Genomic DNA, 26,747 nt, shown 5'->3' on the forward strand with positions numbered 1-26,747 from the left:
GGCTCCTTCCTGACGGTGAAGACTGTGCTTTTCACCAAGGACGGCGCGCAGCATGGGAAAGTTACGGCCAGAACATGTAACTTTTTCCGGCAGTAGATCGTCGTCGACATATGACCGAACCGCAGTCTGAGCAGATCGCCGAGGCTTGGCGACGTCACCGCGCTTACCTGGTCAATCTCGCCTATCAGATGCTCGGGGATATCGGTGACGCCGAAGACGTTGCGCAAGAAGCATTTCTGCGGTTATCCCGAACTGAGGTCAGTGAGCTCGACGACGTCCGAGGCTGGCTCACCGTGGTCGCCGGCCGGCTGTGCCTCGACCAGGTACGTTCGGCGCGGGCCCGTCGTGAGCATCCGGAAGAGCTCGGCGCAGAGGCGTTGGCGCTCAATCAATCCCGTCGGATTGATCCGGCGGACCGGGTCACCCTCGACGACGAGGTCCGTACCGCGCTACTAGAAGTCCTACGCCGGCTGAGTCCCGGTGAGCGGGTGTCGTTTGTGCTGCACGACGTGTTCGGGCTGCCGTTCGACACCATCGCCGAGACGGTGGGACGCCCGGTCGGCACCTGCCGCCAGCTGGCGCGGCGCGCGCGAGCGAAGTTCACTGTCGGACGCCCCAAGCTCAGTGAGATCTCCCCGGCCGAGCACCAACTGGTCACCGAGAAGTTCATCACCGCCTGCGCCAACGGCGATCTGCAGGCGCTGGCGGCAGTACTGGATCCGACCGTGTGGGGTGTTGGCACGGTGCTCGCCGAGCATGCTTTGCCGCCGCAGGTCAACCATGGCCCACGCGACGTCGCCACCAACCTGCTGCGCTACTTAGGCCCGGGCGTGACGTTGGTCAGCGGGCCCGCCGGGCAACCGGTGCTGCTGGCCTACGCGCAGCGCCGGCTCTTCGCCGTCATCGTGTTGACCATCGGTGGCCAACTCATCACCAAGATCGAAGCAACCGCCGACCCGTCGGCGCGCGCTGAGAACCGCTAGCCCGGTTCTCGCCCGCCGGGCGGCTCCGATGCGAAGAACCGGGCGATCGTCGCGGCGATCTGCAGAAACCGTCGCCGCGCCGCCGGAGCCATCTCGCTGGTGACGTCGATCACGCCGCCGGGTCGCAGGTGGGGATCGAAGGGCACCTCGACCACCATCTGGCCGCGGTCGAGGAATTGGCGCGCCAACACCGAGCGTGTCCGTTTGTCGGCGTGGCCGTCGGAATCGTTGAGTACCACGATGCTTCGCCGCAGCAGATCGGTCCGGCCGTGCGCAGACAGCCACTCCATGGTCTGCGCGGCGGCCGAGGCTCCGTCGGCCCAGGGCGAGGACACCACGATCAGAGCGTCGAGGTCGCTGAGGGCCTCCTGGGTCACCGGCGCGTCCATCGTCGACCCGCAGTCGATGATCGCGATCGTAAAATGACGGTCCAGCCGCAAGGTGGCTTCCCGGTAGATCGCCGGATCGAGCACGCGCCGCGGGCCTGCCGGCGGTTCTCCGGCCAGCACGTACAGACCGGCGGAGTTGCTCCCGACGCGAGAGCTGACATCGGCGAACGACTGCAGATTTTTGTCGGCCGTCAGTTCCCAATAGGAACCACTGGTCCGCGGATCGATCCGGCTGCCGAGACGTCCGAAGGCGGTGTCGGCGTCGATCGCCACCACGCGGTCCTGGCGCCGCAACTCAGCAAAGACCGATCCGACGCTGGCCGCGACGGTGGTTTTTCCGACGCCGCCCTTACCGAGCACGCCGACCTTGTAATTGCCGCGCAGGACCGATTTGATGACCGCCTCGAATTCCGCTTCCTGTCGTTCTGCCGCCGACGGGCCCAGATTGACCAGACCGAACGTGGCCGTCCAGAGCATGCGCCGCCAACCACGGCCCGGCGCCCGACGACGTGGCGGCGTGACCGGCGCCGGCCCCACCCCGAAGTCGGGCCAACGCTCAGCGGGGGGTACACCGGCGGACCGCGGCGGCCCCGGGGGTGTTCCGCGGCGCGACGGTGTTGCCGGTGGGAACGGCTGGAACGGATGGGGCGGCATCGGCCGCGGATTCGCCGATTGCGGATGCGGTGGAGGCGGCGAGGGTGCGCCGGGCTGCGCAGGCCGAAATCGGTCCCGCAGGAAGTCGTCGCGTTCGTTCATAGGCTCCTCAGCTGGCATCCGACCGTGGGTTTACAGGCTGCCGCCAGTCCAGTATCGGTTATCGAGGCGCCGGAGCAGCACGGTGGCGATCCGCAATCTCGTGCAAAGTTATTGCGCAAACTTGCTGCGCGCCACGCCGTCATCGCCGGTTATTCCACACCAGGCCCTGCGAATGCCACATCGGTGCCCGCTGCCACGGCTTATGGTGAGTTCCATCACTGCATCATGGTCAGCCCACCACCAATGAGGTGCTCCGAAAATGCCGTCAGGTGGTCCTCACAGCAAATCAGCGGGCCTGGATTCGGCCGACCGCGATTCGCGGCTGCGAGTCGCTGAACGCAACGTCACAGCAGGCAAACACCCAGGCGCGCAACCAGAACCGGCAAATTCGCGTACTGTCGACCGTTTCGCCAGCTCGGCGCCGCCGACCGACGGGTTACTATTGATCAAGTTGGCATGTCAGGCGGTTTTTGTCATATCGTTTTACGACTTGTCGAGAACTGGGTACAGGGCCACCGTTCAGCGCTGCACGGACGCATTCCCCTGCTCCGGGTCTTCGCCGTTTGGCGTACAGGATATCGACAAGGGCCGACGGGCTTAGCCGCTCTCCTTAGGGGCGGCGCCGCCGGAGCTACTCATGAATGCCGCGCAGAAAGTTCTTGGTGAAGGGTCAGGTAAGAATGGCGCCCAACCGCGTCGGGCTGTACAACCCCGCGTTCGAGCACGACTCGTGCGGGGTGGCGATGGTCGTCGACATGCACGGCCGGCGCAGCCGCGACATCGTGGAAAAGGCGATCACCGCGCTGCTCAATCTCGAGCACCGCGGCGCCGCCGGTGCCGAGCCGCACAGCGGTGACGGCGCGGGCATCCTGATCCAGGTCCCCGACGACTTCCTGCGTGCGATTGTCGACTTCGAATTGCCGGCCCCGGGCAGCTACGCCACCGGTATCGCGTTCTTGCCGCAGTCGTCCAAGGACGCCGCGACTGCCTGCGCCGCGGTGGAGAAGATCGTGGCCTCCGAAGGATTAAAGGTGCTCGGCTGGCGCGACGTACCCACCGACGATTCCTCGCTGGGTGCACTATCCCGTGACGCCATGCCCACCTTCCGGCAGTTGTTCGTCGCCGGAGCCTCCGGGATGGAGCTGGAGCGGCGCGCCTATGTGATCCGCAAGCGCGCCGAACACGAACTCGGCACCAAGGGCCCCGGGCAGGACGGTCCTGGACGCGAAACTGTTTATTTCGCAAGCCTTTCCGGTCAGACCTTTGTGTACAAGGGCATGCTGACCACGCCACAGCTCAAGGCGTTCTACCTCGACCTGCAAGACGACCGGCTGACCAGTGCGTTGGGCATCGTGCACTCGCGGTTTTCCACCAACACTTTCCCGTCCTGGCCGTTGGCCCATCCGTTCCGGCGTATCGCCCACAACGGCGAGATCAACACTGTCACCGGCAACGAGAACTGGATGCGCGCCAGAGAGTCGCTGATCCGTACGGACGTCTTCGGGGAGCCGGGCGACCTGGATAGCGCCGACAAGTTGTTCCCGATTTGCACTCCCGGCGCCTCCGACACCGCCCGCTTCGACGAGGTGCTGGAACTGCTGCACTTGGGCGGTCGCAGCTTGGCGCACGCGGTGCTGATGATGATCCCCGAGGCGTGGGAGCGCCACGAGTCGATGGATCCGGCCCGGCGCGCGTTTTACGCCTACCACTCCGCGCTGATGGAGCCGTGGGACGGCCCCGCGTCGATGACGTTCACCGACGGGACCATCATCGGGGCGGTGCTGGACCGCAACGGCTTGCGGCCGTCTCGGATCTGGGTCACCGACGAAGGTCTGGTCGTGATGGCCTCAGAGGCCGGTGTGCTGGATCTCGACCCGTCGACGGTGGTGCGCCGGATGCGGCTGCAGCCGGGCCGGATGTTCCTGGTCGACACGGCGCAGGGCCGCATCGTCTCCGACGAGGAGATCAAGGCGGAGCTGGCCGCCGAACATCCGTATCAGGAGTGGCTCGACAAGGGGCTGATCCCGTTGGAGGAGTTGCCGCAGGGCAACTACGTGCAGATGCCGCACCACCGGGTGGTGTTGCGGCAGCTGGTTTTCGGCTACACCTACGAGGAGCTCAACCTGCTGGTGGCCCCGATGGTGCGCACCGGCGCCGAGCCGCTCGGATCGATGGGCACCGACACCCCGGTCGCGGTGCTCTCAGAGCGGCCGCGGATGCTGTTCGACTACTTCCAGCAGCTGTTCGCCCAGGTGACCAACCCACCGCTGGACGCCATCCGCGAAGAGGTGGTGACCAGCCTGCACGGGGCCCTTGGACCGGAGGGCGACCTGCTCAACCCCACCGAAGATTCGTGCCGCCAGATCGTGTTGTCGCAGCCCATCCTGCGCAACCACGAGCTGGCCAAGCTGGTCAACCTCGATCCCGACGTGGAGGTCAATGGACGGCGGCATGGTTTGCGGTCCAAAGTGATTCGCTGTCTGTACCCGGTTGGCGAGGGCGGCGCCGGTCTGAAGGCCGCGCTGGACGATGTACGTTCGCAGACCTCGGCGGCGATCGCCGACGGTGCGCGTATCATCGTCTTGTCCGACCGCGAGTCCGACCAGGAAATGGCCCCGATCCCGTCGCTGCTGGCGGTCTCGGCGGTGCATCACCATCTGGTACGCGAGCGGTCCCGCACCAAGGTCGGGCTGGTGGTGGAGTCCGGCGACGCTCGCGAGGTGCATCACATGGCCGCGCTGGTCGGATTCGGGGCCGCGGCGATCAACCCCTACATGGCATTCGAGTCGATCGCGGACATGCTCGATCGCGGTGCCATCACCGGGATCGAGCTGGAGAAGGCGCTGCAGAACTACACCAAGGCTGCCGGCAAGGGCGTGCTGAAAGTGATGTCCAAAATGGGCATCTCGACGCTGGCGTCCTACACCGGCGCCCAGCTGTTCCAGGCCGTCGGGGTTTCCGAGGATCTGCTCGACGAATACTTCACCGGGCTGACCTGCCCCACCGGCGGTATCACCCTCGACGACATCGCCGCCGACGTCGCCACCCGCCACGCGCTGGCCTTCCTGGACCGGCCCGACGAACGAGCGCACCGTGAACTCGAGGTGGGCGGCGAATACCAGTGGCGCCGTGAAGGCGAGTACCACTTGTTCAACCCCGACACCGTTTTCAAGCTGCAGCACTCCACCCGCACCGGGCAGTACAAGATCTTTAAGGAATACACCCGTCTGGTTGACGACCAGAGTGAGCGGATGGCGTCGCTGCGCGGGCTGTTGAAATTCCGCGATGGCCTCCGACCGCCGGTTCCGCTCGACGAGGTCGAACCGGCCACCGAGATCGTCAAGCGGTTCGCCACTGGCGCAATGAGTTACGGATCCATCTCCGCCGAAGCGCACGAGACGCTGGCCATCGCCATGAACCGGCTGGGCGGCCGGTCGAATTCAGGTGAGGGTGGGGAGCACATCGGCCGCTTCGACCGCGACCCCAACGGTGACTGGCGGCGCAGTGCGATCAAGCAGGTCGCCTCCGCCCGATTCGGCGTCACCTCGCACTACCTGACCAACTGCAGCGACATTCAGATCAAGATGGCGCAGGGAGCGAAACCCGGTGAGGGCGGGCAACTTCCGGGCGGCAAGGTATACCCGTGGATTGCCGAAGTGCGGCACTCCACGCCCGGGGTCGGACTGATCTCACCGCCGCCGCATCATGACATCTACTCCATCGAGGACCTGGCGCAGCTGATTCACGACCTCAAGAACGCCAACCCGTCGGCGCGAATCCACGTCAAGCTGGTCTCCGAGAACGGTGTCGGCACAGTGGCCGCCGGTGTATCGAAGGCACACGCCGACGTGGTGCTGATCTCTGGTCACGACGGCGGCACCGGAGCCACTCCTCTGACGTCGATGAAGCACGCCGGCGCACCGTGGGAGCTGGGGCTGGCCGAAACCCAGCAGACGTTGCTGCTCAACGGGTTACGCGACCGCATCGTCGTTCAGGTCGACGGTCAGCTCAAGACCGGGCGCGACGTGATAATCGCCGCGCTGCTTGGCGGCGAGGAATTCGGTTTTGCCACCGCCCCGCTCGTGGTGTCTGGCTGCATCATGATGCGGGTCTGTCATCTCGACACTTGCCCAGTCGGCGTGGCCACCCAGAACCCGGTGCTGCGGCAACGGTTCACCGGCCAGCCCGAGTTCGTCGAAAACTTCTTCCTTTTCATCGCCGAAGAAGTCCGCGAATACATGGCAGCGCTGGGTTTCCGTACGCTCAACGAGGCCGTCGGCCAAGTGGGCGCGTTGGACACCACGTTGGCACGGGCACACTGGAAGGCCCACAAGCTCGATCTGGCGCCGGTACTGCACGAGCCGGAGTCGGCGTTCATGAACCAGGATCTGTACTGCAGTTCCAGCCAGGACCACGGTTTGGACAAGGCGCTGGACCAGCAGTTGATCGTGATGAGCCGCGAGGCACTGGATTCCGGTTCACCCGTTCGTTTCTCTACGACAATCAGCAACGTCAACCGCACGGTGGGCACCATGCTCGGCCACGAAGTGACGAAAGCCTATGGCGGCCAAGGCTTGCCGGACGGCACCATCGACATCACGTTCGACGGCTCGGCCGGCAACAGCTTCGGTGCGTTTGTGCCCAAAGGCATCACGCTGCGGGTCTACGGCGACGCCAACGACTATGTCGGCAAGGGGCTGTCCGGGGGCCGGATCGTGGTGCGGCCATCCGACAATTCGCCGGAAGGCTATGCCGCGGAAGACAACATCATCGGCGGCAACGTCATTCTGTTCGGCGCCACCAGCGGCGAGGCGTTTCTGCGCGGCGTGGTCGGCGAACGATTCGCGGTGCGCAACTCCGGAGCCCACGCAGTGGTCGAGGGAGTCGGCGATCATGGCTGTGAGTACATGACCGGAGGCAAAGTGGTCATCCTGGGCCATACTGGCCGCAACTTCGCGGCCGGCATGTCCGGCGGTGTGGCTTACGTCTATGACCCCGAGGCCGTGTTCCCCTCCCACCTCAACACCGAGATGGTGGAGTTGGAGAGCCTCGACGACGACGACCTGGCCTGGCTGCACGGCATCATCGAAGCCCACGTCGATGCGACCGACTCCGCAGTCGGCCAGCGCATCCTGGCCGACTGGGCAGGCGAGCAGCGCTGCTTCTTCAAGGTGATGCCCCGCGACTACAAGCGGGTACTGGAGGCGATCGCCGAGGCCGAACGCAGCGGAAGCGATGCCGATGAAGCAATCATGGCGGCCGCCAGTGGCTGATCCGAAGGGCTTTCTGAAGTACACCCACCGGGAGACCCCGAAACGCCGGCCGGTGGACCTGCGCCTGCGCGATTGGAAAGAAGTCTACGAAGACTTCCCGCACCAGACGCTGCAGGAGCAGGCGACGCGTTGCATGGACTGCGGGATCCCGTTCTGCCACAACGGCTGCCCGCTGGGCAACCTGATCCCGGAGTGGAACGACCTGGTCCGCACCGGCCGCTGGCGCGATGCGATCGAACGGCTGCATGCCACCAACAACTTCCCCGACTTCACCGGCCGACTCTGCCCGGCGCCGTGTGAATCATCGTGTGTGCTGGGCATCAACCAGGATCCGGTGACCATCAAGCAGATCGAGCTGGACATCATCGAGAACGCCTTCGACGAGGGCTGGGTGGTTCCGTTGCCGCCGGAGCAGCTGACCGGCAAGACGGTTGCGGTAGTGGGATCGGGTCCGGCCGGACTGGCCGCCGCTCAACAGTTGACCCGGGCGGGCCATCGCGTGACCGTCTTCGAGCGCGCTGACCGCATCGGGGGGCTGCTGCGTTATGGCATCCCGGAGTTCAAGATGGAAAAGCGGTACCTGGATCGCCGACTGGAACAGATGAGCGCCGAGGGCACCGAGTTCCGTGCGGGAGTCGACGTCGGCGCCGACATCAGCGCTGAGCAGTTACGCGCCGATTTCGATGCGGTGGTGCTGGCCGGTGGTGCCACTGTCGCGCGCGATCTGCCCATCGGAGGCCGCGAGCTCGACGGTATTCACCAGGCGATGGAGTTTCTGCCCTGGGCCAACCGGGTTCAAGAGGGCGATGACGTGCTTGGGCCGGACGGCGAGCCGCCGATCACCGCCAAGGGCAAGAAGGTCATCATCATCGGTGGTGGCGACACCGGAGCCGACTGCCTGGGCACCGTGCACCGCCAGGGAGCGGTGACGGTGCACCAGTTCGAGATCATGCCGCGCCCGCCGCAGACCCGCGCCGAATCCACGCCGTGGCCGATGTACGAGCTGATGTTCCGGATCTCGTCGGCGCACGAGGAGGGCGGCGAGCGGATGTTCTCGGTCAACACCGAGGAGTTCGTCGGTCGAGACGGTCACGTCACCGCGCTGAAGGTGCATGAGGTGACCATGCAGGACGGCAAGTTCGTCAAAACCGAGGACAGCGATTTTGAGATCGAGGCGGATCTGGTGCTGTTGGCGATGGGGTTCGTCGGCCCGGAGCAACCCGGCCTGCTGACCGACCTGGGCGTGGAGCTGACCGACCGCGGTAACGTCGCGCGTAACAAGGACTTCGAGACTTCGGTGCCCGGCGTCTACGTTGCCGGCGACATGGGGCGGGGCCAGTCATTGATTGTCTGGGCGATCGCCGAGGGCCGCGCGGCGGCAGCAGCCGCAGATCGTTACTTGATGGGCCGAACTGCATTGCCAGCGCCCATCACACCCACCACAGCGCCGCAACGATAGTCACTCCAGACGCATCTGCAACATTTGATAAATTGCTCGGCGCGTCTCCCGCTGTTTGCCAGATGTTAGGTGTCTAATAACCCGGTGTGGGCGCCACGTAACGTGGGCCACGGTCCAGTTGACCGACCGCAGGAGTGATCACTGTGCACATCAACCCACTACCCCGGTCACGGGTGGGGCGAATCGCCTGGTCATGGTTTCGGCACCCGGTTAAAAGCCGTGAATTCCCGGCTCGACATGAACGCCTGATCACACCCGAAGAGCTGCTGCGTTTCGGCGTCTAGTCCTCGGCGCCCACTAACCATTAGATCCATTTTAGTTTGCTCACATTGATCGACTTGTTATCTGGCTGCGCTGGGCTCGAAACCTTCCGGATGATCAGTCGCGAGTCGACAGCCCTTGCTACGCCATTACGATGCCGACTATGACGCCGGCGTCGCAGGCCGAACTCGGCCAGGGGGGCGCATATCTGCGTGCTACGAGCTGACGCATGGTCAACATTCGCGATGTTGAGGCATCAAACCCCGACCGGCTGACGCAAGCCGCCGGCCAGGCAGGTGCCTCGGCGGCTGCCGTCCGGGAACAACTCAGCGCCGGGCGGCAAGCACTGATGCAGCTGCGTGATGGTTGGGAGGGGGCAGCCTCCGAGGCGGCCGCGACTCGTGTCGAGCGCACGTTGGCGCAGCAGCAACAACTGGCTGACACGCTGCAGCGGTTCCGATCGGTACTGCAAAGCGGAGGCGACCAACTGGCCGCGACGCGCGCCAGCACCCTGCGGATCCTTGAGCAGCTCCAGCAACAAGGCTGGCAGGTGGCACCGCACGGAACCGTCTCGGTCCGGCCCGACGGTCCATTACAGCGGTTGTTCCAATCGAGCCCGGTCAGTGCGATGCAACTGCGCCAGCTGGCAGCGACCAACTCGGTGTCGTTGGCCAGGTTGCTGGCCGAATACGACACTCAAGACCGCAGGCTCGCCCAGGACTTGCGGAATGCCATCAAAGGCCTGCCGGGCCATGTCACCGAAACATCGGGCAACCTGGGCGGCGCAGGCCCCACGATCCACGGGCCGGCGACGGTGCACACCCCCGTTGAACAAAAACACGATGACTTGGGCGCGGCGATCCCGGGCACCGGTATCCGGCTCGGCGGGAATGGCGTCGCCGCCGATGGCAGATCAGGCTATCCGCAGGTGCAAATACCGTGGATATACGACGGAGACAACCCGTTGCCGGTTCGTCGGGGTGCGAATGGAAATCCGTTAGCGCGGCCCATTCCGACCGGTACCGCGATTGGCCCGAACGGCGAGCATTACGCGTTCTTTGCCCTCGTGCGGTATGAGAACAGCGGCGGCACCAGTGATCTCGGCTTCCCGGTGCCGAAGACGGTCGTGGTAGATCTCGCTGATCTGGAACGACGTTTGTACGTCCTGGACGGTGTTTCACGGGCCAGCGGTGCTTTTGACACGCAGAGCGGGCGCATGATCATCGTCGGAAACACCCCAGCGGGCGATCGCGCGATGTGGCGCTCTGAGCCCGTCGGGAAAAGCCGGGACTGGGGTAACTTGCTGCCTTCGCAGCCATACCAAACCTTCAGCGGCGCCATGAACGGTAACCGGGAGAATCAGATCGTGGCGCTTCCCAATGGCGGGGGGTACCTGTTGGTGGGCGCCACCGACGCCGGACCTGTGGAGGGCGTGGTGGCACGGACTCCCGAGGCATTGTTCGACGCGGTGCCCGAGCTTCTCGTGGGCCCGATCCAAGACAGCGCCAGCAGATGGGGCTCACCGTATGGGCCGACCATCACCGAATTTGTGCACAACGAGCACGGACAATGGGTCGTGCACATGCGGGTGAGCATCTGCACGAATCCGAACGGGATGCCGCACAACCCGGAAACCTACGACACCACGTTTACCGTGTCTCCGTGAGTTGGGCGCTCTAGCCGCACAGTCCTGACCCGCGGATCGCCTCGGCGAGCGACTCCACCACAGCCGGGTCGTGCGGCGGGGCGATGTACACGATGCCCAAGTCCAGACCTTCAGCGTCCAGCGCGGCCGCATTTTCGATGACCTGCCCGTAGTTGCGGTCGTCACCGAGGAACAAGTGCGCAGACAGCAGGATCTCCTTGGGATCCCGGCCGATATCTGCGCAGTGGGCCGCCAGCACGTCGCGCTTGCGTGCGAACTCCTCCGGCGTGCCGCCGACGAAGTTCCAGTGCTGGGCGTACCGCGCGGTGATACGCAGTGTGCGCTTCTCGCCGCTGCCACCGATGCAGATCGGCGGGTGCGGTCGCTGCGGCCCCTTGGGTTCGTTGCGGGCGACTTTGAGCTGGTAGTACGTGCCGTCGAAGTCGGTGGTCTCCTGGCTGAGCAGGCTGGTCAGCACCTGGCATGCCTCCTCGAATCGGTCGAAGCGCTCTTTGATGCTGCCCAGTTCAATGCCGTAGGCGCCGGACTCTTCCTCATTCCATCCCGCGCCGATGCCCAACTCGAGCCGGCCGTCGGAGATGATGTCCAGCGCAGCCGCCATATTGGCGAGTACCGCCGGATGGCGGTAGTGGATGCCGGTGACCAAGGTGCCCAATCGAAGTCGCGTCGTGGCTTGAGCCAGCGCGGTCAACGTCGTCCAGCCCTCCAGGCACGGGCCGGTGGCATCGCTGAAGATCGGATAGAAGTGGTCGAAGGTCCACCCAGACTCGAAGACGTCGATATCGTCGGCCGCCTTCCAAACGGCCAGCATCTGTGCCCAGGTGGTGTGTTGCGGTGAAGTCTTGAACGCGAATCGCATGAGCCGACCGTAGTCCTCGAGGACCGGTGACCGCGCGGCTAGACTCGCTGGACCATGTGCTGCGACCTCGGAATCGACACCAAAATCACCCTGCTGGCGGCTGGGCTGACCTTCCTGCTCGCACTCGCTCTCGGCGTCTGGAAGTACCGGCAGATCGTCGTTGCCGATGACCACCGCGCACACCCCTACGTCGACATCGCGCACCGCGCCGCGCTGCTCTACTCGTTCGCCACGCTGCTGATCGCGGCTTTCGTCGAGCTGAGCGCCTGGCCAACGTGGGTGAACCTGACGGCGGCCCTGGTGGTGGTGTTCTTTTTCGTCGCCGCGATCGTGAGCTATATCGTCCACGGCGCACTGCGTGACACCACCAACCAATTCGAGCACCCCACCCGCGCCACGGGGGTGTCGATGGCGTTGCTGATCGTCGGTGAGATGGGCGGCTTCGCGGTGATCCTGGCGGGGTTCGTCGCGGCACAATTCGCGTCCTAGCCGCTCGGGGCACACTGGTGTGATGGATCCGGTAGCCGCGCTGCGTGAGATCGCCTACCACAAAGACCGGGCGCGCGAGGAGCCCCGCCGCGTCATGGCCTACCGCAACGCCGCCGACATTGTCGAGGCGCTTGATGATGCCGAGCGGGAACGGCACGGCCAGGCCAATAGCTGGCAGTCGCTGCCGGGGATCGGACCGAAGACGGCCAAGGTGATCGACCAGGCCTGGTCGGGACGCGAACCCGATTATCTGATCGAATTACGTTCTGGCGCAAAAGACCTCGGCGGAGGCGACATCCGCGCCGCGTTGCGCGGTGATCTGCATCTGCATTCGAACTGGTCGGACGGCTCGGCCCCGATCGAGGAGATGATGGCCACCGCGGCGGCGCTGGGCCATGAATACTGTGCGCTGACCGACCATTCGCCGCGGCTGACCATCGCCAACGGATTGTCGCCGGACCGTCTGCGCAATCAGCTCGATGTCATCGACGGGCTGCGTGAGCAGTTCGCGCCGATGCGCATTCTGACCGGTATCGAGGTCGACATCCTCGACGACGGCAGCCTGGACCAGGAACCCGAACTGCTGGAACGCCTCGACGTCGTGGTGGCCAGCGTGCACTCCAAGCTGTCGATGGATTCGGCGTCGATGACCCGGCGAATGCTGGCGGCCGTCGCCAACGAGCATGCCGACGTGCTCGGCCACTGCACCGGGCGCTTGGTCGCGGGCAATCGCGGCATTCGACCGGAATCGAAGTTCGACGCCGAGGCGGTGTTCGCCGCCTGCCGCGATCACGGCACCGCCGTGGAGATCAACTCCCGGCCGGAACGGCGTGATCCACCAAGCCGGCTGCTGGCCCTCGCGCTGGAGATCGGTTGTGATTTCAGTATCGACACCGACGCGCACGCGCCGGGCCAACTCGATTTCCTCGGCTACGGCGCACAACGGGCGCTGGATGCCGGCGTTCCCGTCGACCGGATCGTCAACACCTGGCCTGTCGACAAGCTGCTGGCCTGGACGGCGTCGTAGGGACGTTTAGCTCGGCGCGACCAGAGACACGAGTTCTGTTCCGTCGTCGGACAATTGGACCAATGTGGTGTTGATCCGCCATACCTGTCGAAATGATCCGATCGCTGATCTGACCGTCCACAAGGTGTCGCAGGTCGCCAGGTCATACGCTTCCGTCACGCGCCCGACGTTGGGGTTACCTAGCTCGACTACGGCCACAGTGCCTTCCGTGCCGATGTAGTCCGAGGAACCTAGTTGGTAGTCGCACGCCTTTCCCTGCGCACCAGTTCGCAGATCGTATTGCTGCCAGTGCGGGCCCATCGTGTCCCAGGGCGCCCCGACGTAGAGCGTGGTCCCGATCAGGCGAGCCATTGCCGGCGGGTCGCCGGGGACTTTCAGTAGCCTGCCGCCGTCGGGGCTGTAGACCGCCCAATCATCCTTGATCCTGAGGAACGGCAAGTCCAGCGCCTCGAAGTTCACGAGACTGCCCTTTATGCTTCTTCGGCTCGTCCGATTACCGCTGTCGTCGAAGAACTCGACCCGCGAAAGTTCCTGGCCTACGCGAATTTCCGCGGCGAAGCCGCCCGGATAGAAGACGGTAACCTGCTGCTCGGCATCATCGGCCAACTTTGGCTGGATGACGGTGCCGTCACTGAGTGAGAAAACCACTCTCCGATCAACTCCGCGACCGGTCGCGGCCTGCGTGGCGAGCGTCCGAGGTGCGGTGTCACGTGGAGGCGGATACATATGGTCGACGTGCCCGCTACCGGGGACGAACCAGGTGGTCTCGGCGTGTGGCCCGACACCGTAAACACCTTGATTCTCGGTCGTGGCAACGGCGTAAATACCAATCTGATGGACGGTGAGCGTCGCAGGATACGTTTTAAGGCTGCTCGGGCCGGTGTACGTCACCCGACCGGTGTGAGCGTCGATCACCCAGGCGGTGACCTCGTTGATTGTGCTGCGTAAGCACAACACGGCGTTGGGCCCATTGAGGAAACACTCGGGTCGTGGCATCTCAGAAGACAATCGCACCGGCGGGAACAAACGACGCCCATCGCGCACGTCGATACCAACCAGCCACCATTGCGGATCGGGGGGACCCGGGCTTTTGCCGATGAAATATGCATCGTCGCCTACGTTTCCGACGAACGGGAAAGAGTGAAACGGGTCGTCGTCGGTGGCAATCCTGCTTTGGCCCGTCACACCGGGCGTCGAGGGGGGCAGGCCGAGACCGGTGACACTCGTTCGCCAGCCTGGGGCAGGCTGCACGCGCATCGATTCCTCCAAAAACGTCTGTGCCGGTGGCTGCCAGGCACGGCGCGCACGGGTGTCATCGTCGCGCTGCCACCACACGATTAGACCCGTGGCCGCGACAACCACGACCGTGGCAATAGCGACGGTAGCCAGCACGATCGGCCATCGACGGCGCCGTTCTGAAGCAGGAGAAACTGGGTTATTCCACGCCATAGTTAGGACTTTCGCACTCAGTTCGCCGAAGGACCGGAGTCTTGGTCATAGTGGGCGGCGAAGATCCTTGCCTGTTCTTCGTAGACGGTGTCCGGGGACGGCAGATGTAGTTCGTGTTCGAGAAGGTTGCGCAGCGCGGCTTCGTCGTGGCCCAGTTGGCGTCCAAAATGGGCGATTACCGCATACAGGCCGGCCCGAGCCTGCTGGCGGGCAAGTATCGAGGTGGTCGTGATCTCTTTAGCAAGTTCGGCTTCCGTCATTTTCGTTACCGTCGGTGCCAGTTCGACTCGCATCACGCTGCCGTCCATCAGTGCCGTGGCGGACACCGTTCCGGCGGGATTGGTAGCGGTGAAGAGGTAGGTCAGATCCTGATCGTCATCGTTCTCGTTCGGCGGCGACGCATCCCACGAATCATCGACATCGTCGTCTGCTTGTCGGGGCGGAAGGTACGCGTCGAAGGCGTCAGCGACAGACTCTTCGCCAGCGCTGCCGTCCTCGTCGTCGTCCTCCCAGGGCCCGTCGAATGGTCCGCCACCAGCCACGGGTCACATATTTCGGTCGAGCATCTTGCCCGACATGTAATCGGTGCTGTTGTAGTTGCTCGCCGCTGTGGTCAGTTTCTCCGCCAACTCGGTCGACACTTTGTGTAATGCGGCGCCGGCAGCTTTGCGAGCCGTATCGACGCCAGAAAAGACCATGCTGGTAGGCGAACACACCGCGCCATGCGTGCTGAAGACCTTGTAGGCGATGTCTCCGCCGGTCATTCGATTCGCCCCGGTGATCTTGTCTGCCGCGGTGTGTTGCTTCTCCGCAAGTTTGTCGATGTGCTCGGTGAGAACGTGAAGATTCATCTGCTGGTCGGTCATCGATCCCGTCTCCTGAGTCAGTTCGTTCTCTATGGGTGCGGCGCAGGCGTGGGCGACGGCGCCGACGGACCGTACGGAGTGGCGGGCGGGTAATTCCCTGGAGGTCCGTCCGGTGCCGGAACCGTGTACGGTTTGCCCGGATTGGCGCGGCTGGGTAGGCCCGCACCGATGTCGACTTTCTGCGAAACGAAAGGGGCGCCAGGACCAAGGTTTTGCCCAGGATTCCCAGTCCTGTCCTCGGTCGCCTTCTGGTATTTGTCAAGATTGGAGCGCATACGCAGCGCATTCTCGGCCACGTTCTTGACCAGGGTCATCATGGTGACGTTTGTAGTTGTCAACGCGGTGGCGGCAGCGGTCGAGTCCAGGCCGAACTTCACGAGCTTGAGTGGAGGAAATGCATTCATCCATGAGGTGAAGAGGCCGTAGTCGTAGAGGTACTGCGACGTGTCGTCCAAGGTCTGTCGGGTTCGGCTGACCTGACCGGCCTCGGTGCTGAGGATCGCCGCAACGTGATGGTCGGCGACCTGAACATTCGAGGTGAGCCTCCGATGAGTTTCGTTGGTCTCTTGATAGGCCTCTGAAGCTTTCCCGTCCCACCGGTCGGGGTGCGGCGAAGCGTCGACGAGGGTTTCGACGGTTTCTTCCAATCGCTTGGCCGATTCACGGTAGCCATTGCCGTCTTCTGGCGCACCAGAACCCGTCAGCGCTCTCTCGCCTTCAATCACGAGTTGTGCTGCGGACAGGACCTCCGAGTCCGACAGTTTGCCGAATGGACTCTTCGCATACGTCGCTGGGACCGGGCCCAGGCTCACACCGAGGCCATCGAGACCCTGGAGAACATCGCCTACATCGCCAAAAAGGCTCCGGCCACTGGTCACGATTCCATGGACATTGCCGGTGGCAACATCGTGAACCAACTGGCCGGCATCCTTGACGCCGCTCCGCAGGCCGTTGAGCACTTTGAACGGGTCGGGGAAGATATTCAATGCCGCTCCTACCGTCCAGCAAAGCGTACCAATGCCCCCTCGGGCGCTAATGCAGCAAATTGACCGGCAAACCGGCTTCCGGGAACCACGCTGTCGATGACACGCGGCGGACGGTTTACCCTCGCCGGTGTGACGGGACCTCAGCCACCGTACTGGCGACGTGGCGGCCGCGAGGGCTACCCATTCGGCGCAGATGTACTCGTGGTCAAGTCGCCCCGACCACACCAGAGTGATGTGGCCGGGCGTCGGACCGGCCAGGCCAGACCCGCCACCCGACGACGCGAGCAGACCCGACACCCCGAGGCTGGACCACCGACACGATCCGTGCACCCACCCGGACACAAGAACGCGGGCAACCAGGCGACCCAACACCGTTCGAGGCCGCCCACCGAGCAGAACTCAGTTCCGCTCAGTGTTTAGGAACGGTATCAGGGTGGGAGCGCCGTCGGGCGTGGACCGTGAGCAGATCCTACTTCCGATTGCCCGCAAAGGAATTGGCGATGTGGCCGACGTGGTCAAACAGACCAACGGCGATCTCAGCGATCGGTGCGCGTATCCGTACCATTGGCAACGAGTACTGGTGGCCCGACTATCGCCCGCTGCCAATCGGAACCACGCAGCCCTAGATCACCTCAGTCCGGCAGATGGGGCATTTCGGGTCCAGGGTCGCGGCCGACCAAAACACCGCGGGTCAGCGCCGCCTTGCCGTAGCGGCTACGAACCCGATCGACGGCGGCTTCGAGGGACCGGGGTTCGGCCTCACCCGCGGTGAACGGCAGCATCAATTGCTCGGCACCGCTGCGGTCGATCTCCGAGACCGCAAACCCAACCATCGTCAGCCCGCGCTCGGCGATCAGCGGTGCGGCCGATGCGACCAGGAACCTCGCGGCGGCGAGGATGGGCGGCGTCGACGACGTCGCCCACGGCAAGGTGTGCGACCGAGTGGCCCGGCTGAAGTCATCGAATCGCAACCGCAACACGACAGTTCGTCCGGTGCGGCCTGCTGCCCGCATGCGTCCGGTGATCCGGTCGATCAGCGCGATCACGACCGCGTCGATCTCTCCCGACGACATCGAGTTGCCGGCGCGCCCAAGTGCGCGTTGGGCGCCCATCGACCGTCGGCGCACACCGGGAGACACCCGACGGCGGTCGATGTTGTGGGACAGCGCATACAGCTGCCGACCCATCGCCTCGCCCACCAGTGACCCCAGCATGGAGCCGCTGAGTTCAGCGACATCGGCTACCGTTTCGATCCCGTGCGCGCGCAACTTCTCGGCGGTCTTGGCGCCCACCCCCCACAACCGGCGGATCGGCAGCGGATGCAGAAAAGCCAGCTCCTGCTCGGGCGGCACCAGCAGCAACCCGTCGGGTTTGGCTTCCTGGCTGGCGACCTTCGCCAGGAACTTGGTCCGGGCGATGCCGACGGTGATCGGCAGCCCAACGCGATCACGCACATCGACGCGTAGTTGCTCCGCGATCTGCACCGGCAGGCCCGAAACCCGGCGCAGCCCGGATACATCCAAGAACGCCTCGTCTACCGAGATCGGCTCTACCAGAGGCGTCGTGTCGCGGAACACCTCGAACACCGCGCCGCTGGCCCGCATGTACGCCCGCATCCGTGGTGGCACCACGACCGCATGCGGGCACATCCGGCGCGCCTGCGCGCCGCTCATCGCGGTGCGCACGCCATAGGCTTTGGCCTCGTAGCTGGCAGCCAGCACCACGCCGCCGCCGACGATCACCGGGCGGCCGCGCAACGCCGGATCATCGCGCTGCTCGACGGATGCGTAGAACGAGTCCAAGTCGGCGTGCAGGATCTCGGCTGCTGGGCCGGACGCGCATCGCACGAACATATGTTCGCATTAGAGACTGACGGGCTAGGTGGGTTCTCCGTAGATGCTGCTGACCCAAATGTGGGCAAGGGTGTCGACGAGGCACTCCTCGGGGACCGCCGGCTGCTCGGCAGACAGTGCCGCCATCATCGTGCGTTCGTTCATCTGGTTCAGTGACGTCGCCAGATCGCTCGCGGAAATGGTCTCCGGTGCTGCGCCGCGCGCTCGTTCGGCATTGATCATCGCCGCAGTCTGGTCGATCCACTTCTGCATGAAGCTCGACCACACGCTGCGGATCTCGGCACTGGTAGCCAGCGCATCCGTACCCGCCCGGGCCACCGCCGGATGGGACGCGAATGCCGAGAAGAAGGCCTTGATGCCACTGCGCCACACCCGGCGCGGATCGGCGGGTAGCCGCTGCACAGCGCCGTCGAACTCGGCGTCGGCCCGCGCGATCAGCGGCTCCAGCAGCGATACCAGCACCGCCTCTTTGGACCGGAAGTAGAAGTAGAAGGTCGGCCGTGACAGGCCCGCGCCCTTGGCCAGGTCATCGACAGAAATGTCGGCGAACGACCGCTCTTGGAGCAGTCGCACGGCAGTCGCAAGAATTGCCTGCTCCCGGTCGTCGCCCGACGGACGCGTCGAGCGCCGGCCGCGGACTGCGCGCGTAGTACTGGGGGTGGCCACGCTGGTTACTTTACATCGTGTTGAGAATTTCGACAGGCTGTTGACCCACTCAACACCGTGTTGATACTGTGGCGCTATGACCGAACACCTCGACGTGCTCATCGTCGGAGCCGGCATTTCCGGCATTAGTGCGGCCTGGCACCTGCAGGAACGCTGCCCGTCGAAGAGTTATGCAGTCCTGGAACGCCGCGACAATCTCGGCGGCACCTGGGACCTCTTCAAGTACCCCGGCATCCGGTCCGACTCCGACATGTTCACCCTCGGTTTCCGGTTCAAACCGTGGCGGTCGGCCAAATCCATCGCCGATGGGGACTCGATCTGGAACTACATCAACGAGGCCGCCACTGAAAACGGCATCGACAAGCACATCCGATACCGCCACCGCGTCGTCGCCGCGGACTGGTCCGATGCCGACAACCAGTGGACCGTGACCGTCGAACACGACGGTCAGCAAAAGCGCATCACCGCATCGTTCGTGTTCGCGTGCAGCGGCTACTACAACTACGACGAGGGCTACTCCCCGACCTTCCCGGGCTCGGAGGACTTCGCGGGGACCATCATCCATCCGCAGCACTGGCCCGAAGATCTGGACTACGCGGACAAGAAGATCGTCGTGATCGGCTCCGGCGCCACTGCGGTGACTCTCATTCCGGCCCTGGTGAATTCGGGCTCCGGACACGTAACGATGCTGCAGCGCTCCCCGACCTACATCGGGTCACTTCCCGGAGTGGACCCAGTTGCCGTGCGTGCCAACAAGTTCCTGCCCGCCAGGGCTGCGCACTTTGTGAATCGGTGGAAGGCGATCGGCTTCAGCACCGGCCAATATCAACTGTCACGGTGGTTCCCGAAATTCATGCGCAACCTGCTGATGACGATGGCGGAGCGCCGCTTGCCCGCAGGCTACGACGTTGAGAAGCACTTCGGCCCGCGGTACAAAGTCTGGGACGAGCGACTCTGCCTGGCGCCCGACGGCGACTTCTTCCGCGCCATCCGGCACGGCAAGGCCGACGTTGTCACCGACACCATCGACCGGTTCACCGAGACTGGTATCAAGCTCAGTTCCGGTGAGGAACTCAAGGCTGACATCATCGTCACTGCCACGGGTTTGAATATGCAGTTGTTGGGCGGAGTGAAGCCGTCCAAAAACGGTAAGCCCATCGACCTGACCTCGTTGATGACTTACAAAGGCCTGATGTTTTCCGGGATTCCGAATTTCGCCATCACCTTCGGATACACGAACGCCTCATGGACGCTCAAGGCCGACCTGGTTTCCGAGTTCGTCTGCCGCTTGCTGAACTATATGGACGCCAAGGGTTTTGACACCGTGGAGCCGCAGCACCCGGGTGCTGACATCGACGAGCTGCCGTTCATGGACTTCACTCCGGGCTACTTCCGGCGTTCGATGCACCTGTTGCCCAAGTCGGGTTCGGAGGCGCCTTGGCGGCTCAAGCAGAATTATCTGCTCGACATGCGCTTGATCCGGTACGGCAGGGTGGACGAGAAATCACTGCGATTCAGCAAACGCCCTGCAGCCGTGGCGGTCTCGGCCTAGCAGCGTTAAACGGTCTCCGACGCCGCAGCGACGACGACGATCCCGTCGTCGTCGCTGTAGGCCATGTCACCCGGTATGAACCGCACCCCGCCGAACTCGACCGGGATGTCGCGCTCGCCGCTGCCGGTTTTGGTGCTCTTGCGGGGGTTGGTGCCCAGTGCTTTGACGCCGAGATCAATGTCGCGCAGAGCTGACGCGTCCCGAACAGCGCCGTACACAACCAGCCCGCTCCAGCCGTTGGAGCGGGCCAACTCGGCGATGACGTCACCGACCAGCGCGCAGTGCAACGAGCCCCCGCCGTCGATCACCAGCACCCCGCCGTCACCCGGTTCGGAGAGCACCGACTTCAACAACGCGTTGTCCTCGAAGCACCGTACGGTGCTGATCGGTCCGGCGAATGTCGTGCGGCCGCCGAACTGGCGAAACTGGGTATCGCAGCTGCGGACATTAGGCCCGATGTCGTCGACCAGGTCGGCGGTGGGCCGAAAGGTCACCGTCACCTTCCGTTGCCGCGCCGACGCAGCTGGCGAACCAGCAGCAGCGCCAGCAGGCAGACCGCGACAGCCACCGCCAGCGGAACGGCAGAACGGCCCGCCGGCGGTGGTACCGCTGGCTGCCCGGACATCGGGTTCTTTGCGGCGGCTACAGTTGACTTCGCCTGTGCCGCAGCTTCTTTGGCGCCAGCGGCCAGCTGGCCGTTGGTGTCGCCCGGCTTGGCGGCACTGGGCTGGGCTTTTTTAGCGGGTACCTTCTTGGCCGGAGCTTTCTTGGCCGGTGCCTTTTTGGCGGCTTTCTTGGCTGGTGCTTGTTTTTTTGCCGCCTTGGCGGGCGCTTTCTTTGCAGCGGCCTTCTTTGCGGCTTTCTCCGGGGCCTTGTCGGCAGGCGGTGCGGGCGGTGGCGCCTTGTCGGCGGGTGGCGCGGGCGGCGGCGCTTCGTCGGCGGGCGGCGCAGGTGGTGCGGGCGGCGTCGGTCCGGCGCCGGGTGCGTCCTCGGGCGAGGCGTCGGGTGTGTTGTCCGGTTGATCCTGCGGGTCTGCCATGCGGCTGCTCCTTTGCAGTTTCTCGTCGCGTACACCAGTCGCGGGGCACCAGCGGTCGGGCTCCATCATGCCAGCCGGGGTTGTCGACCGCTGGCCGTGTCTGCTGGTCGGGGTCAGGACCGGCGTCGCGTCGTCCAGAATGCGGCAGCGCCAACGGCCAGCACAGCTCCGGCCACGAACGGCCAGACGGGGGCGGCGTCGTTCGAGGTGTCATCCGGATATGGGGAGGGCCCGGGCTCGCCGGTGCCGGGCACCGTCAGTCGGAACGTCCACGATCCCGACACCACATGGCCATCGGCTGAGGTCACTCGGTAATTCACCGTGTAGGTGCCGCTGGGACCCAGCGGCCGCACGCCGATGCTGACCACCGCGCCCTGCACCAGCGGTTCACCGGTTGACCACACGCGGCCGTCCGGCCCGAGGACATTCATCGCCGCGAAGGCGGGTTGCAACCGCTCGTTGAACGTGGCGCTGACCCGACTCGGGCCGGTGCTGAGGGCGGCATTCTCGGCCGGGTCGGTAGCAACCCGTACCGCGTGCGCAGCGGCAACGCCGGCGGTGCCGAGCGCGGTGCATGCGATCGCGACCAGCAGCAGCCCCGCCGCAGCCGAGCGTGCCAGCCGTGTCATGCCCGCCGCCGAACCAGCGCAACGGCAATACCGATGGCGCCGACGAGCAGGGCCGCGCCGGCCAGTAACCGGGCAGTGTTGTCCGGCCGGCTTTGCAGACCGCTGCCCGAAACTGCCGCGGTTCGCGAGTCGGCAGCAGCCGTGTGCTGTCCCGGCGACGCGGTCGGCTCTGCCAGCGTCAGCATCGGCGCCGGATGTTCGGGCTCACCCCCGTCGGGCATGGGCGGCTGGTCCCATGTGACCGCCAACCCGTCCGAATACGTCTGGACGGCCGGGAAGCTGACGGTATCCGCGTCGGGCAGCGTCACCGATATCCGGAACAGTGCGAACTGATCCGCTGGGATACCGCTGTTGGACGCGGCCGTCCAGGTGACCGACTTGACGGTGCCGGCCGTGACGTCACGGTCGAGGCGAGCCGTCCAACCGGGCATGGATTCGGTACTCGCCGAAGCCACGTCGGGGAGCGTGACGGTCAGTGCGGTGGTGAGGGCTCCCGTCGTGGACTCGTTGGGTACCGAAAAAGTGACGAGGGCATGGCCGCCGCGCACCGCATTGTCGCTGACCGCCCGGACATGAGCCGACGCCGGCGCGATGCCGATCGTCGGGCCGAGAAACAGGGTGATGGCCGCCGCGGCCGTGATCAACGCCCGTGAGGCCACGTCAGGCCAATCCGAGTCGTGCCATCAAATCGGCATCGATCTCATCGAGTTGCTTGGAGATTGCGGCGTGGGCGGCGCGGCGACGTGGGGCGGGCATATTTTCGGCGGCAGTCACGGCTGCTGCCAAGTCACGGAGCCGTTCGGAAATCGCCGCGACGAATTGCTTGGTCTCGGCGTCTTTGGGCCTATTCTCCTGCACTGTTCGCAGCGATTGCTCAGCGCCGGCGACACGGGCCGACAGTTGCGCGCCGTGCCCGGAGAACTGCCCGACTTGTGCCAGCGGAACGCCCAGCTGGTCGGCTCGGCGCTGGTCCAACAGTCCACGTACCGCCGTCGCGCCCCGGTAAACCAGTGGCACCACGACCGGCGCTAACAGTCGTGAGACGGTCAGTACCCGCCGAATCCGGCTGGGCGAGAACAACTTGCCCTCGCGCGCCGCCTTGAGCTGGGCCTCGGCGGCCTTCACTGTTGAGCGGTCACTGTCCCGTTGAGCCTTCAACTGCGCTTTGAGCGCTTTGGTTTCGGCGCGTTGCGCGGACTTGAGACGACGGGCCTCGTTCTTTGCGGCCAGCTTGGCCTCGAGTTTGGCGCGCGCCTTGATCGCCCGGGCCTCGGCACGACGCAATGCGCGGCTTTTTCGCTTGCGGAACAGGCCCATTCCCGGCCGCCTCCCCGGTATCTCGGTGCGTATCGCCCTACGTCTAACGCGATCGATGGGCCAACCCTAACGGACCGAACCGGCGACAGGTCGTCAGGTCGCGGCGGCTCAGGCGTCCAGGTGCTCCTTGCGCCGCAGCTCGTCGACCCGCTGCACGATGTCGTGCTGCGCTTCCGGCGACAAGCCGCTGGCGCGCATCGCAATACGACGGACGCCCTCTTCACGCATCGTGGCCAGCCAGGACAACTCTTTGTCGAGATTTTCGTAGTACTCGTCGTCGGTGAAGTAAGCCGGCTTGATACGGAAGAAGTTTGCCAGCGCGGCCATGGTCGTCGTGGAGGGGTTCGTACGGTTGCCCGAGCGGAGTTGCGAGAGGTAGGGAGCCGACATCGTGATGCCTTCCGACTTCAGCGCCGCGATCACCTCAGCAGATGTATGCGGCCCACGTCCGGGCGGATACACGGTGTCGAATAAGCGATTCAGCCGGGCAGCGAACGTCGTGCTCATCGATATGACCTCCACCAGGTTGGTAGCACGAATGACTCAGGCACGTATTTGCTGATCATCGTAGCGACACTTATCGCCACAACCAAGTGCAAACCCCTGCGGAATTGGCGAGGGCGGTCGGTACCGCCGTTGACAGAACACCGAAACGCAACGCTTGCCGCACACAGCGCATACACAAGATGCACCAAGCGAATTGTGCAGCAGATTCGTCGTCGTCGTCGCGGGCACTGGCGCACGGTGCCTCGCTCGGGTGGGCGAAGCTAGCGCCGGGCAACCAGCACGCGGCGAGGACGGGCCGAGAACCAACTTTGCTGTCGGTCCTATAACGCGTCTCAACTGATGCCCCGCGACGCCTCTGGGATCGAGGCCGCGGCAGGCGGCCGGCGGATGAACCGCACCGCCGCGAAGGTTCCCGCGATGAGCGCGGCCGACCCGGTCACGGCGACGGCGACCCAGCGCCAGCCCAGCGCGCCGTCGAACAGCATCCACAACCCGAACAACAGGAACAGCAGACTGGCCAACACGTGCAACAGCCCCTCCGGCAACCGCCGGTGCAGCAGGATGCCCGCTGCGATCGCCAGGCCGTCGGCGACGACCATGGCGACCGTCGTACCGATCCAAACGCCGGCCCAGTTCTTGTCGCTCGCCAGCGCGACGGTCGCCAGCGTGGTTTTGTCCCCCAACTCGGCAAGCAGAAACGACGACACGACGGCGAGCAGCGCGAACCGGGGCTCACGGACGGGGCGGACGTCGTCGCCCGCATTGGTGCCCTCGCGCCACGTCCACACCGCGAACGCCAGGAACGCAACTGCGGCCGCGAAGGCCATCGGCTTGGCCGGCAGCGTCAGACCCAGGAAGTGGCCGATGGCCACCGAGACTCCGTGCGCCACACAAGCGGCGATGCCCACACCGGTCAAAACCACCCACCAGCGGTAACGGAGCGCATACGTCATGGTGATGAGCTGCGACCTGTCGCCGAGTTCGGCGAGGAAGACCACTCCGAAGCTCAGTAGCGCGGCTGCGAGCATGTTTGGTGACCTTTCAGCGCGTCGCTGACGATCGAGGTTTCCCTTCGCTCGTCCAACGTCAGGTCGAAGGTCTCTCCCAATGCCCGGGTCGGACTGGCTCGCCGGCCGGCTATTCGCCAGTGTGTGACCCGATGAATGAGGGCCAGGGCCCTTCGGTTCCCTTCGACAATCGCCCTCAGGCTAGCGGTCGTACCCGAAACGCACCAGCGGGCCGACGGAGTTCGGGTAGCCGTATTTCTCGATTCGATGTGCGGCTATTAATGATTCGCCCAATCGTCGGCGGTCGCCGGAATTCGTTATGCGGCAAGCAGCATCGCCAAAATCGCGGTATCGGGGTGGCTGATGGGATCGACACCGACGCGACTGACCATCGAAGTGATGGTGCCGTCGGCTTCGGCTTCTACCCATGCTGCGCGATGTTCCAGGCCCAGATACGGCAGCCCCGGCAACAGTACGCATCCCGAAGCTGCTCCGTTGCATTCAGGCAACGACGGTGTCGTCTCGGATGGCGGATGTAACATCAGCAACGCGGGCGGCTGGTGGTCGGCGAAATAGCCTGGGGCAACCGCTGATTCGCCGACGACGGGCCCCTCCGCGAGGACCAGCCCAACCGTGCCAGGCTGAGGTGCATCCGGCAGCTCTTCACGAGCACCGAATACCGTTGTTGTAGAAAGCAATCCAGGAAGCGACGCAACTCTGACGGCCACCATCAGCAGCTGCGCCCATTCCTTGGTCGAATCAGGCCAACGGCCAGAGATCACGAACCCTTTCAGGGCGCCATGGGAGTGGAATGGGGCGACTTCGACGGCCCGGCCTGACCCTGTTTCCATGTGGCCCTCCGCGATATGCAAGCGGGTCGATGTGCTCAGCATGCGTTAGCGCTGGAATACCCGCAAGCCGACACGGCCAATCAATCGCCGGTGTCGCAAAAGGATCACGGCCAAAAAGTCGGGGCGCCGCGATAACCGCGACGCCCCGGTACTGCTCGAAAGTCAGCCGGCGATCAATCCCTTGGTCTTCGAGCTCGCAGCCGCGTAGCGCGACTGCACGTCGTCCCAGTTGACGACATTCCAAAACGCCTTGGAGAAGTCGGCCTTGACGTTCTTGTACTGCAGATAGAACGCGTGCTCCCACATGTCAAGTAACAGCAGTGGCATGACGCCCAGCGGGAAGTTGGTCTGGTGGTCGTATACCTGGAATACGAGCAGCTTCTCGCCGAGGTTGTCCCACCCGAGTGCCGCCCAGCCTGATCCCTGCACGGTGTTGGCGGCCGCCGTGAATTGTGCGCGGAACTTGTCGAACGACCCAAACGCATCGTCGATCGCGGCGGCGAGCTCACCGGTCGGTTTGTCACCGCCATTGGGGGACAGGTTCTTCCACCACATCGTGTGGTTGACGTGGCCGGCGAGGTTGAACGCCAGGTTCTTCTCGCTCAGCAGAATCGAGGAGTAGTCATCCTTGCTGCGCGCCTCGTCGAGTTTGGCCAGCGCATCGTTGGCACCCTTGACGTACGTCGCGTGGTGCTTGCTGTGGTGAAGCTCGTTGATTTGTCCCGAGATGTGCGGCTCGAGCGCTCCGTAGTCCCAGTCCAAATCTGGCAAGGTGTATTCAGCCACGGGGTTCCTTTCCTTCATCGTTGGTGAGCTGCGTCTGACGACCGATGGTGAGCTGCGTCCGACGCTGCACTCGCAGG

24 protein-coding genes are annotated in these 26,747 nt (G+C 64.6%); 7 read left to right on the forward strand and 17 right to left on the reverse strand.

Translation table 11 applies throughout. From position 1 onward, the window contains the following. Positions 1-110: 110 nt before the first annotated feature. Positions 111-983 carry an RNA polymerase sigma factor SigI gene (gene sigI, locus AC5Y5W_RS12830; RefSeq protein WP_500022334.1) on the forward strand — a complete coding sequence of 291 codons (873 nt, stop codon included), beginning with the start codon at positions 111-113 and terminating at the stop codon, positions 981-983. Here sigI and AC5Y5W_RS12835 read toward each other — a convergent pair. Further along, a complete protein-coding gene (locus AC5Y5W_RS12835) occupies positions 980-2,128 on the reverse strand; it encodes a MinD/ParA family ATP-binding protein (protein ID WP_500022335.1) in 1,149 nt (382 codons plus the stop codon). The two genes, sigI and AC5Y5W_RS12835, sit on opposite strands and share 4 nt — an antisense overlap. A gap of 680 nt (positions 2,129-2,808) precedes the next feature. On the opposite strand from AC5Y5W_RS12835, the gene gltB reads away from it, so the two are divergent. From gltB to AC5Y5W_RS12850, 3 genes are all read left to right on the forward strand, one after another. Further along, positions 2,809-7,401, forward strand: coding sequence for a glutamate synthase large subunit (gene gltB / locus AC5Y5W_RS12840; protein WP_500022336.1), 4,593 nt, complete (start codon positions 2,809-2,811; stop codon positions 7,399-7,401). Then, on the forward strand, positions 7,394-8,860 hold the full coding sequence (locus AC5Y5W_RS12845; protein WP_500022337.1) for a glutamate synthase subunit beta: 1,467 nt from the start codon (positions 7,394-7,396) through the stop codon (positions 8,858-8,860). The genes gltB and AC5Y5W_RS12845 overlap by 8 nt, the downstream gene beginning before the upstream one ends. A gap of 490 nt (positions 8,861-9,350) precedes the next feature. Further along, positions 9,351-10,787, forward strand: a complete 1,437-nt coding sequence (locus AC5Y5W_RS12850) for a WXG100 family type VII secretion target (protein WP_500022338.1) — start codon at positions 9,351-9,353, stop codon at positions 10,785-10,787. 10 nt (positions 10,788-10,797) lie between these two features. Here AC5Y5W_RS12850 and AC5Y5W_RS12855 read toward each other — a convergent pair whose 3' ends face one another. After that, entirely contained in the window at positions 10,798-11,646 is an 849-nt protein-coding gene (locus tag AC5Y5W_RS12855; protein WP_500022339.1) for an LLM class F420-dependent oxidoreductase, read from the reverse strand. Between the two features lie 54 nt (positions 11,647-11,700). Between AC5Y5W_RS12855 and AC5Y5W_RS12860 the strand changes: the two genes are divergently transcribed. Together AC5Y5W_RS12860 and AC5Y5W_RS12865 are read left to right on the forward strand one after the other, a co-directional pair. Further along, positions 11,701-12,135 (forward strand): hypothetical protein, encoded by a 435-nt coding sequence (locus tag AC5Y5W_RS12860; protein ID WP_500022340.1) that lies wholly within the window; start codon positions 11,701-11,703, stop codon positions 12,133-12,135. 22 nt (positions 12,136-12,157) lie between these two features. Further along, positions 12,158-13,162 (forward strand): PHP domain-containing protein, encoded by a 1,005-nt coding sequence (locus tag AC5Y5W_RS12865; RefSeq protein WP_500022341.1) that lies wholly within the window; start codon positions 12,158-12,160, stop codon positions 13,160-13,162. Between the two features lie 6 nt (positions 13,163-13,168). Here AC5Y5W_RS12865 and AC5Y5W_RS12870 read toward each other — a convergent pair whose 3' ends face one another. The 6 genes from AC5Y5W_RS12870 to AC5Y5W_RS12895 form a co-directional block, all read right to left on the reverse strand. Next, the gene (locus AC5Y5W_RS12870) at positions 13,169-14,611 is read right to left on the reverse strand and encodes a 9-bladed beta-propeller domain-containing protein (protein WP_500022342.1); all 1,443 of its coding nucleotides are present in this window, start codon (positions 14,609-14,611) and stop codon (positions 13,169-13,171) included. 17 nt (positions 14,612-14,628) lie between these two features. Further along, complete coding sequence (locus AC5Y5W_RS12875; protein WP_500012803.1) at positions 14,629-15,153, reverse strand: hypothetical protein; 525 nt, start codon at positions 15,151-15,153, stop codon at positions 14,629-14,631. Between the two features lie 3 nt (positions 15,154-15,156). Continuing rightward, complete coding sequence (locus AC5Y5W_RS12880) at positions 15,157-15,477, reverse strand: ESX-1 secretion-associated protein (RefSeq protein ID WP_500012804.1); 321 nt, start codon at positions 15,475-15,477, stop codon at positions 15,157-15,159. A 29-nt stretch (positions 15,478-15,506) separates the two neighbouring features. Further along, entirely contained in the window at positions 15,507-16,463 is a 957-nt protein-coding gene (locus AC5Y5W_RS12885; RefSeq protein WP_500012806.1) for an EspA/EspE family type VII secretion system effector, read from the reverse strand. Between the two features lie 632 nt (positions 16,464-17,095). Next, positions 17,096-18,316, reverse strand: coding sequence for a DNA polymerase IV (gene dinB, locus AC5Y5W_RS12890; RefSeq protein ID WP_500022343.1), 1,221 nt, complete (start codon positions 18,314-18,316; stop codon positions 17,096-17,098). Between the two features lie 24 nt (positions 18,317-18,340). Continuing rightward, on the reverse strand, positions 18,341-18,982 hold the full coding sequence (locus AC5Y5W_RS12895; RefSeq protein ID WP_500022344.1) for a TetR/AcrR family transcriptional regulator: 642 nt from the start codon (positions 18,980-18,982) through the stop codon (positions 18,341-18,343). A gap of 76 nt (positions 18,983-19,058) precedes the next feature. Between AC5Y5W_RS12895 and AC5Y5W_RS12900 the strand changes: the two genes are divergently transcribed. Further along, positions 19,059-20,534 carry a flavin-containing monooxygenase gene (locus AC5Y5W_RS12900; protein ID WP_500022345.1) on the forward strand — a complete coding sequence of 492 codons (1,476 nt, stop codon included), beginning with the start codon at positions 19,059-19,061 and terminating at the stop codon, positions 20,532-20,534. Between the two features lie 5 nt (positions 20,535-20,539). Here AC5Y5W_RS12900 and rraA read toward each other — a convergent pair whose 3' ends face one another. The 9 genes from rraA to AC5Y5W_RS12945 all read right to left on the reverse strand — a co-directional run bounded on the left by rraA (position 20,540) and on the right by AC5Y5W_RS12945 (position 26,670). Then, positions 20,540-21,034, reverse strand: coding sequence for a ribonuclease E activity regulator RraA (rraA, locus tag AC5Y5W_RS12905; protein WP_500022346.1), 495 nt, complete (start codon positions 21,032-21,034; stop codon positions 20,540-20,542). Continuing rightward, complete coding sequence (locus AC5Y5W_RS12910; protein ID WP_500022347.1) at positions 21,031-21,573, reverse strand: hypothetical protein; 543 nt, start codon at positions 21,571-21,573, stop codon at positions 21,031-21,033. Before AC5Y5W_RS12910 ends, rraA begins: the two co-directional genes overlap by 4 nt. A 113-nt stretch (positions 21,574-21,686) precedes the next feature. After that, positions 21,687-22,202, reverse strand: coding sequence for a copper resistance CopC family protein (locus tag AC5Y5W_RS12915; protein ID WP_499889420.1), 516 nt, complete (start codon positions 22,200-22,202; stop codon positions 21,687-21,689). After that, entirely contained in the window at positions 22,199-22,846 is a 648-nt protein-coding gene (locus tag AC5Y5W_RS12920) for a YcnI family copper-binding membrane protein (RefSeq protein ID WP_500022375.1), read from the reverse strand. Before AC5Y5W_RS12920 ends, AC5Y5W_RS12915 begins: the two co-directional genes overlap by 4 nt. A gap of 16 nt (positions 22,847-22,862) precedes the next feature. After that, the gene (locus AC5Y5W_RS12925) at positions 22,863-23,519 is read right to left on the reverse strand and encodes a DUF6474 family protein (RefSeq protein ID WP_499898572.1); all 657 of its coding nucleotides are present in this window, start codon (positions 23,517-23,519) and stop codon (positions 22,863-22,865) included. Positions 23,520-23,627: 108 nt separating this feature from the next. After that, positions 23,628-24,026, reverse strand: a complete 399-nt coding sequence (locus AC5Y5W_RS12930) for a transcriptional regulator (RefSeq protein ID WP_500022348.1) — start codon at positions 24,024-24,026, stop codon at positions 23,628-23,630. 332 nt (positions 24,027-24,358) lie between these two features. Then, the gene (locus tag AC5Y5W_RS12935; protein ID WP_500022349.1) at positions 24,359-25,054 is read right to left on the reverse strand and encodes a TMEM165/GDT1 family protein; all 696 of its coding nucleotides are present in this window, start codon (positions 25,052-25,054) and stop codon (positions 24,359-24,361) included. Between the two features lie 296 nt (positions 25,055-25,350). Continuing rightward, positions 25,351-25,884 carry a peptidase gene (locus AC5Y5W_RS12940; protein WP_500022350.1) on the reverse strand — a complete coding sequence of 178 codons (534 nt, stop codon included), beginning with the start codon at positions 25,882-25,884 and terminating at the stop codon, positions 25,351-25,353. Positions 25,885-26,046: 162 nt separating this feature from the next. Beyond that, positions 26,047-26,670 (reverse strand): superoxide dismutase, encoded by a 624-nt coding sequence (locus tag AC5Y5W_RS12945; protein WP_500022351.1) that lies wholly within the window; start codon positions 26,668-26,670, stop codon positions 26,047-26,049. Positions 26,671-26,747: the final 77 nt, after the last annotated feature.

This window comes from Mycobacterium sp. NGS51 (assembly GCF_059812525.1).

Coding starts and splice junctions, on each gene's coding strand:
- AC5Y5W_RS12910 (WP_500022347.1), bottom strand. CDS start 21,573: ATGGCAGACCCGCAGGATCAACCGGACAACACACCCGACGCCTCGCCC.
- AC5Y5W_RS12855 (WP_500022339.1), bottom strand. CDS start 11,646: ATGCGATTCGCGTTCAAGACTTCACCGCAACACACCACCTGGGCACAG.
- AC5Y5W_RS12865 (WP_500022341.1), top strand. CDS start 12,158: ATGGATCCGGTAGCCGCGCTGCGTGAGATCGCCTACCACAAAGACCGG.
- dinB (WP_500022343.1), bottom strand. CDS start 18,316: ATGTTCGTGCGATGCGCGTCCGGCCCAGCAGCCGAGATCCTGCACGCC.
- AC5Y5W_RS12915 (WP_499889420.1), bottom strand. CDS start 22,202: ATGACACGGCTGGCACGCTCGGCTGCGGCGGGGCTGCTGCTGGTCGCG.
- AC5Y5W_RS12880 (WP_500012804.1), bottom strand. CDS start 15,477: ATGACCGACCAGCAGATGAATCTTCACGTTCTCACCGAGCACATCGAC.
- AC5Y5W_RS12860 (WP_500022340.1), top strand. CDS start 11,701: ATGTGCTGCGACCTCGGAATCGACACCAAAATCACCCTGCTGGCGGCT.
- AC5Y5W_RS12930 (WP_500022348.1), bottom strand. CDS start 24,026: ATGAGCACGACGTTCGCTGCCCGGCTGAATCGCTTATTCGACACCGTG.
- AC5Y5W_RS12850 (WP_500022338.1), top strand. CDS start 9,351: ATGGTCAACATTCGCGATGTTGAGGCATCAAACCCCGACCGGCTGACG.
- AC5Y5W_RS12925 (WP_499898572.1), bottom strand. CDS start 23,519: ATGGGCCTGTTCCGCAAGCGAAAAAGCCGCGCATTGCGTCGTGCCGAG.
- AC5Y5W_RS12870 (WP_500022342.1), bottom strand. CDS start 14,611: ATGGCGTGGAATAACCCAGTTTCTCCTGCTTCAGAACGGCGCCGTCGA.
- AC5Y5W_RS12900 (WP_500022345.1), top strand. CDS start 19,059: ATGACCGAACACCTCGACGTGCTCATCGTCGGAGCCGGCATTTCCGGC.
- AC5Y5W_RS12940 (WP_500022350.1), bottom strand. CDS start 25,884: ATGGAAACAGGGTCAGGCCGGGCCGTCGAAGTCGCCCCATTCCACTCC.
- gltB (WP_500022336.1), top strand. CDS start 2,809: ATGGCGCCCAACCGCGTCGGGCTGTACAACCCCGCGTTCGAGCACGAC.
- sigI (WP_500022334.1), top strand. CDS start 111: ATGACCGAACCGCAGTCTGAGCAGATCGCCGAGGCTTGGCGACGTCAC.
- AC5Y5W_RS12835 (WP_500022335.1), bottom strand. CDS start 2,128: ATGAACGAACGCGACGACTTCCTGCGGGACCGATTTCGGCCTGCGCAG.
- AC5Y5W_RS12935 (WP_500022349.1), bottom strand. CDS start 25,054: ATGCTCGCAGCCGCGCTACTGAGCTTCGGAGTGGTCTTCCTCGCCGAA.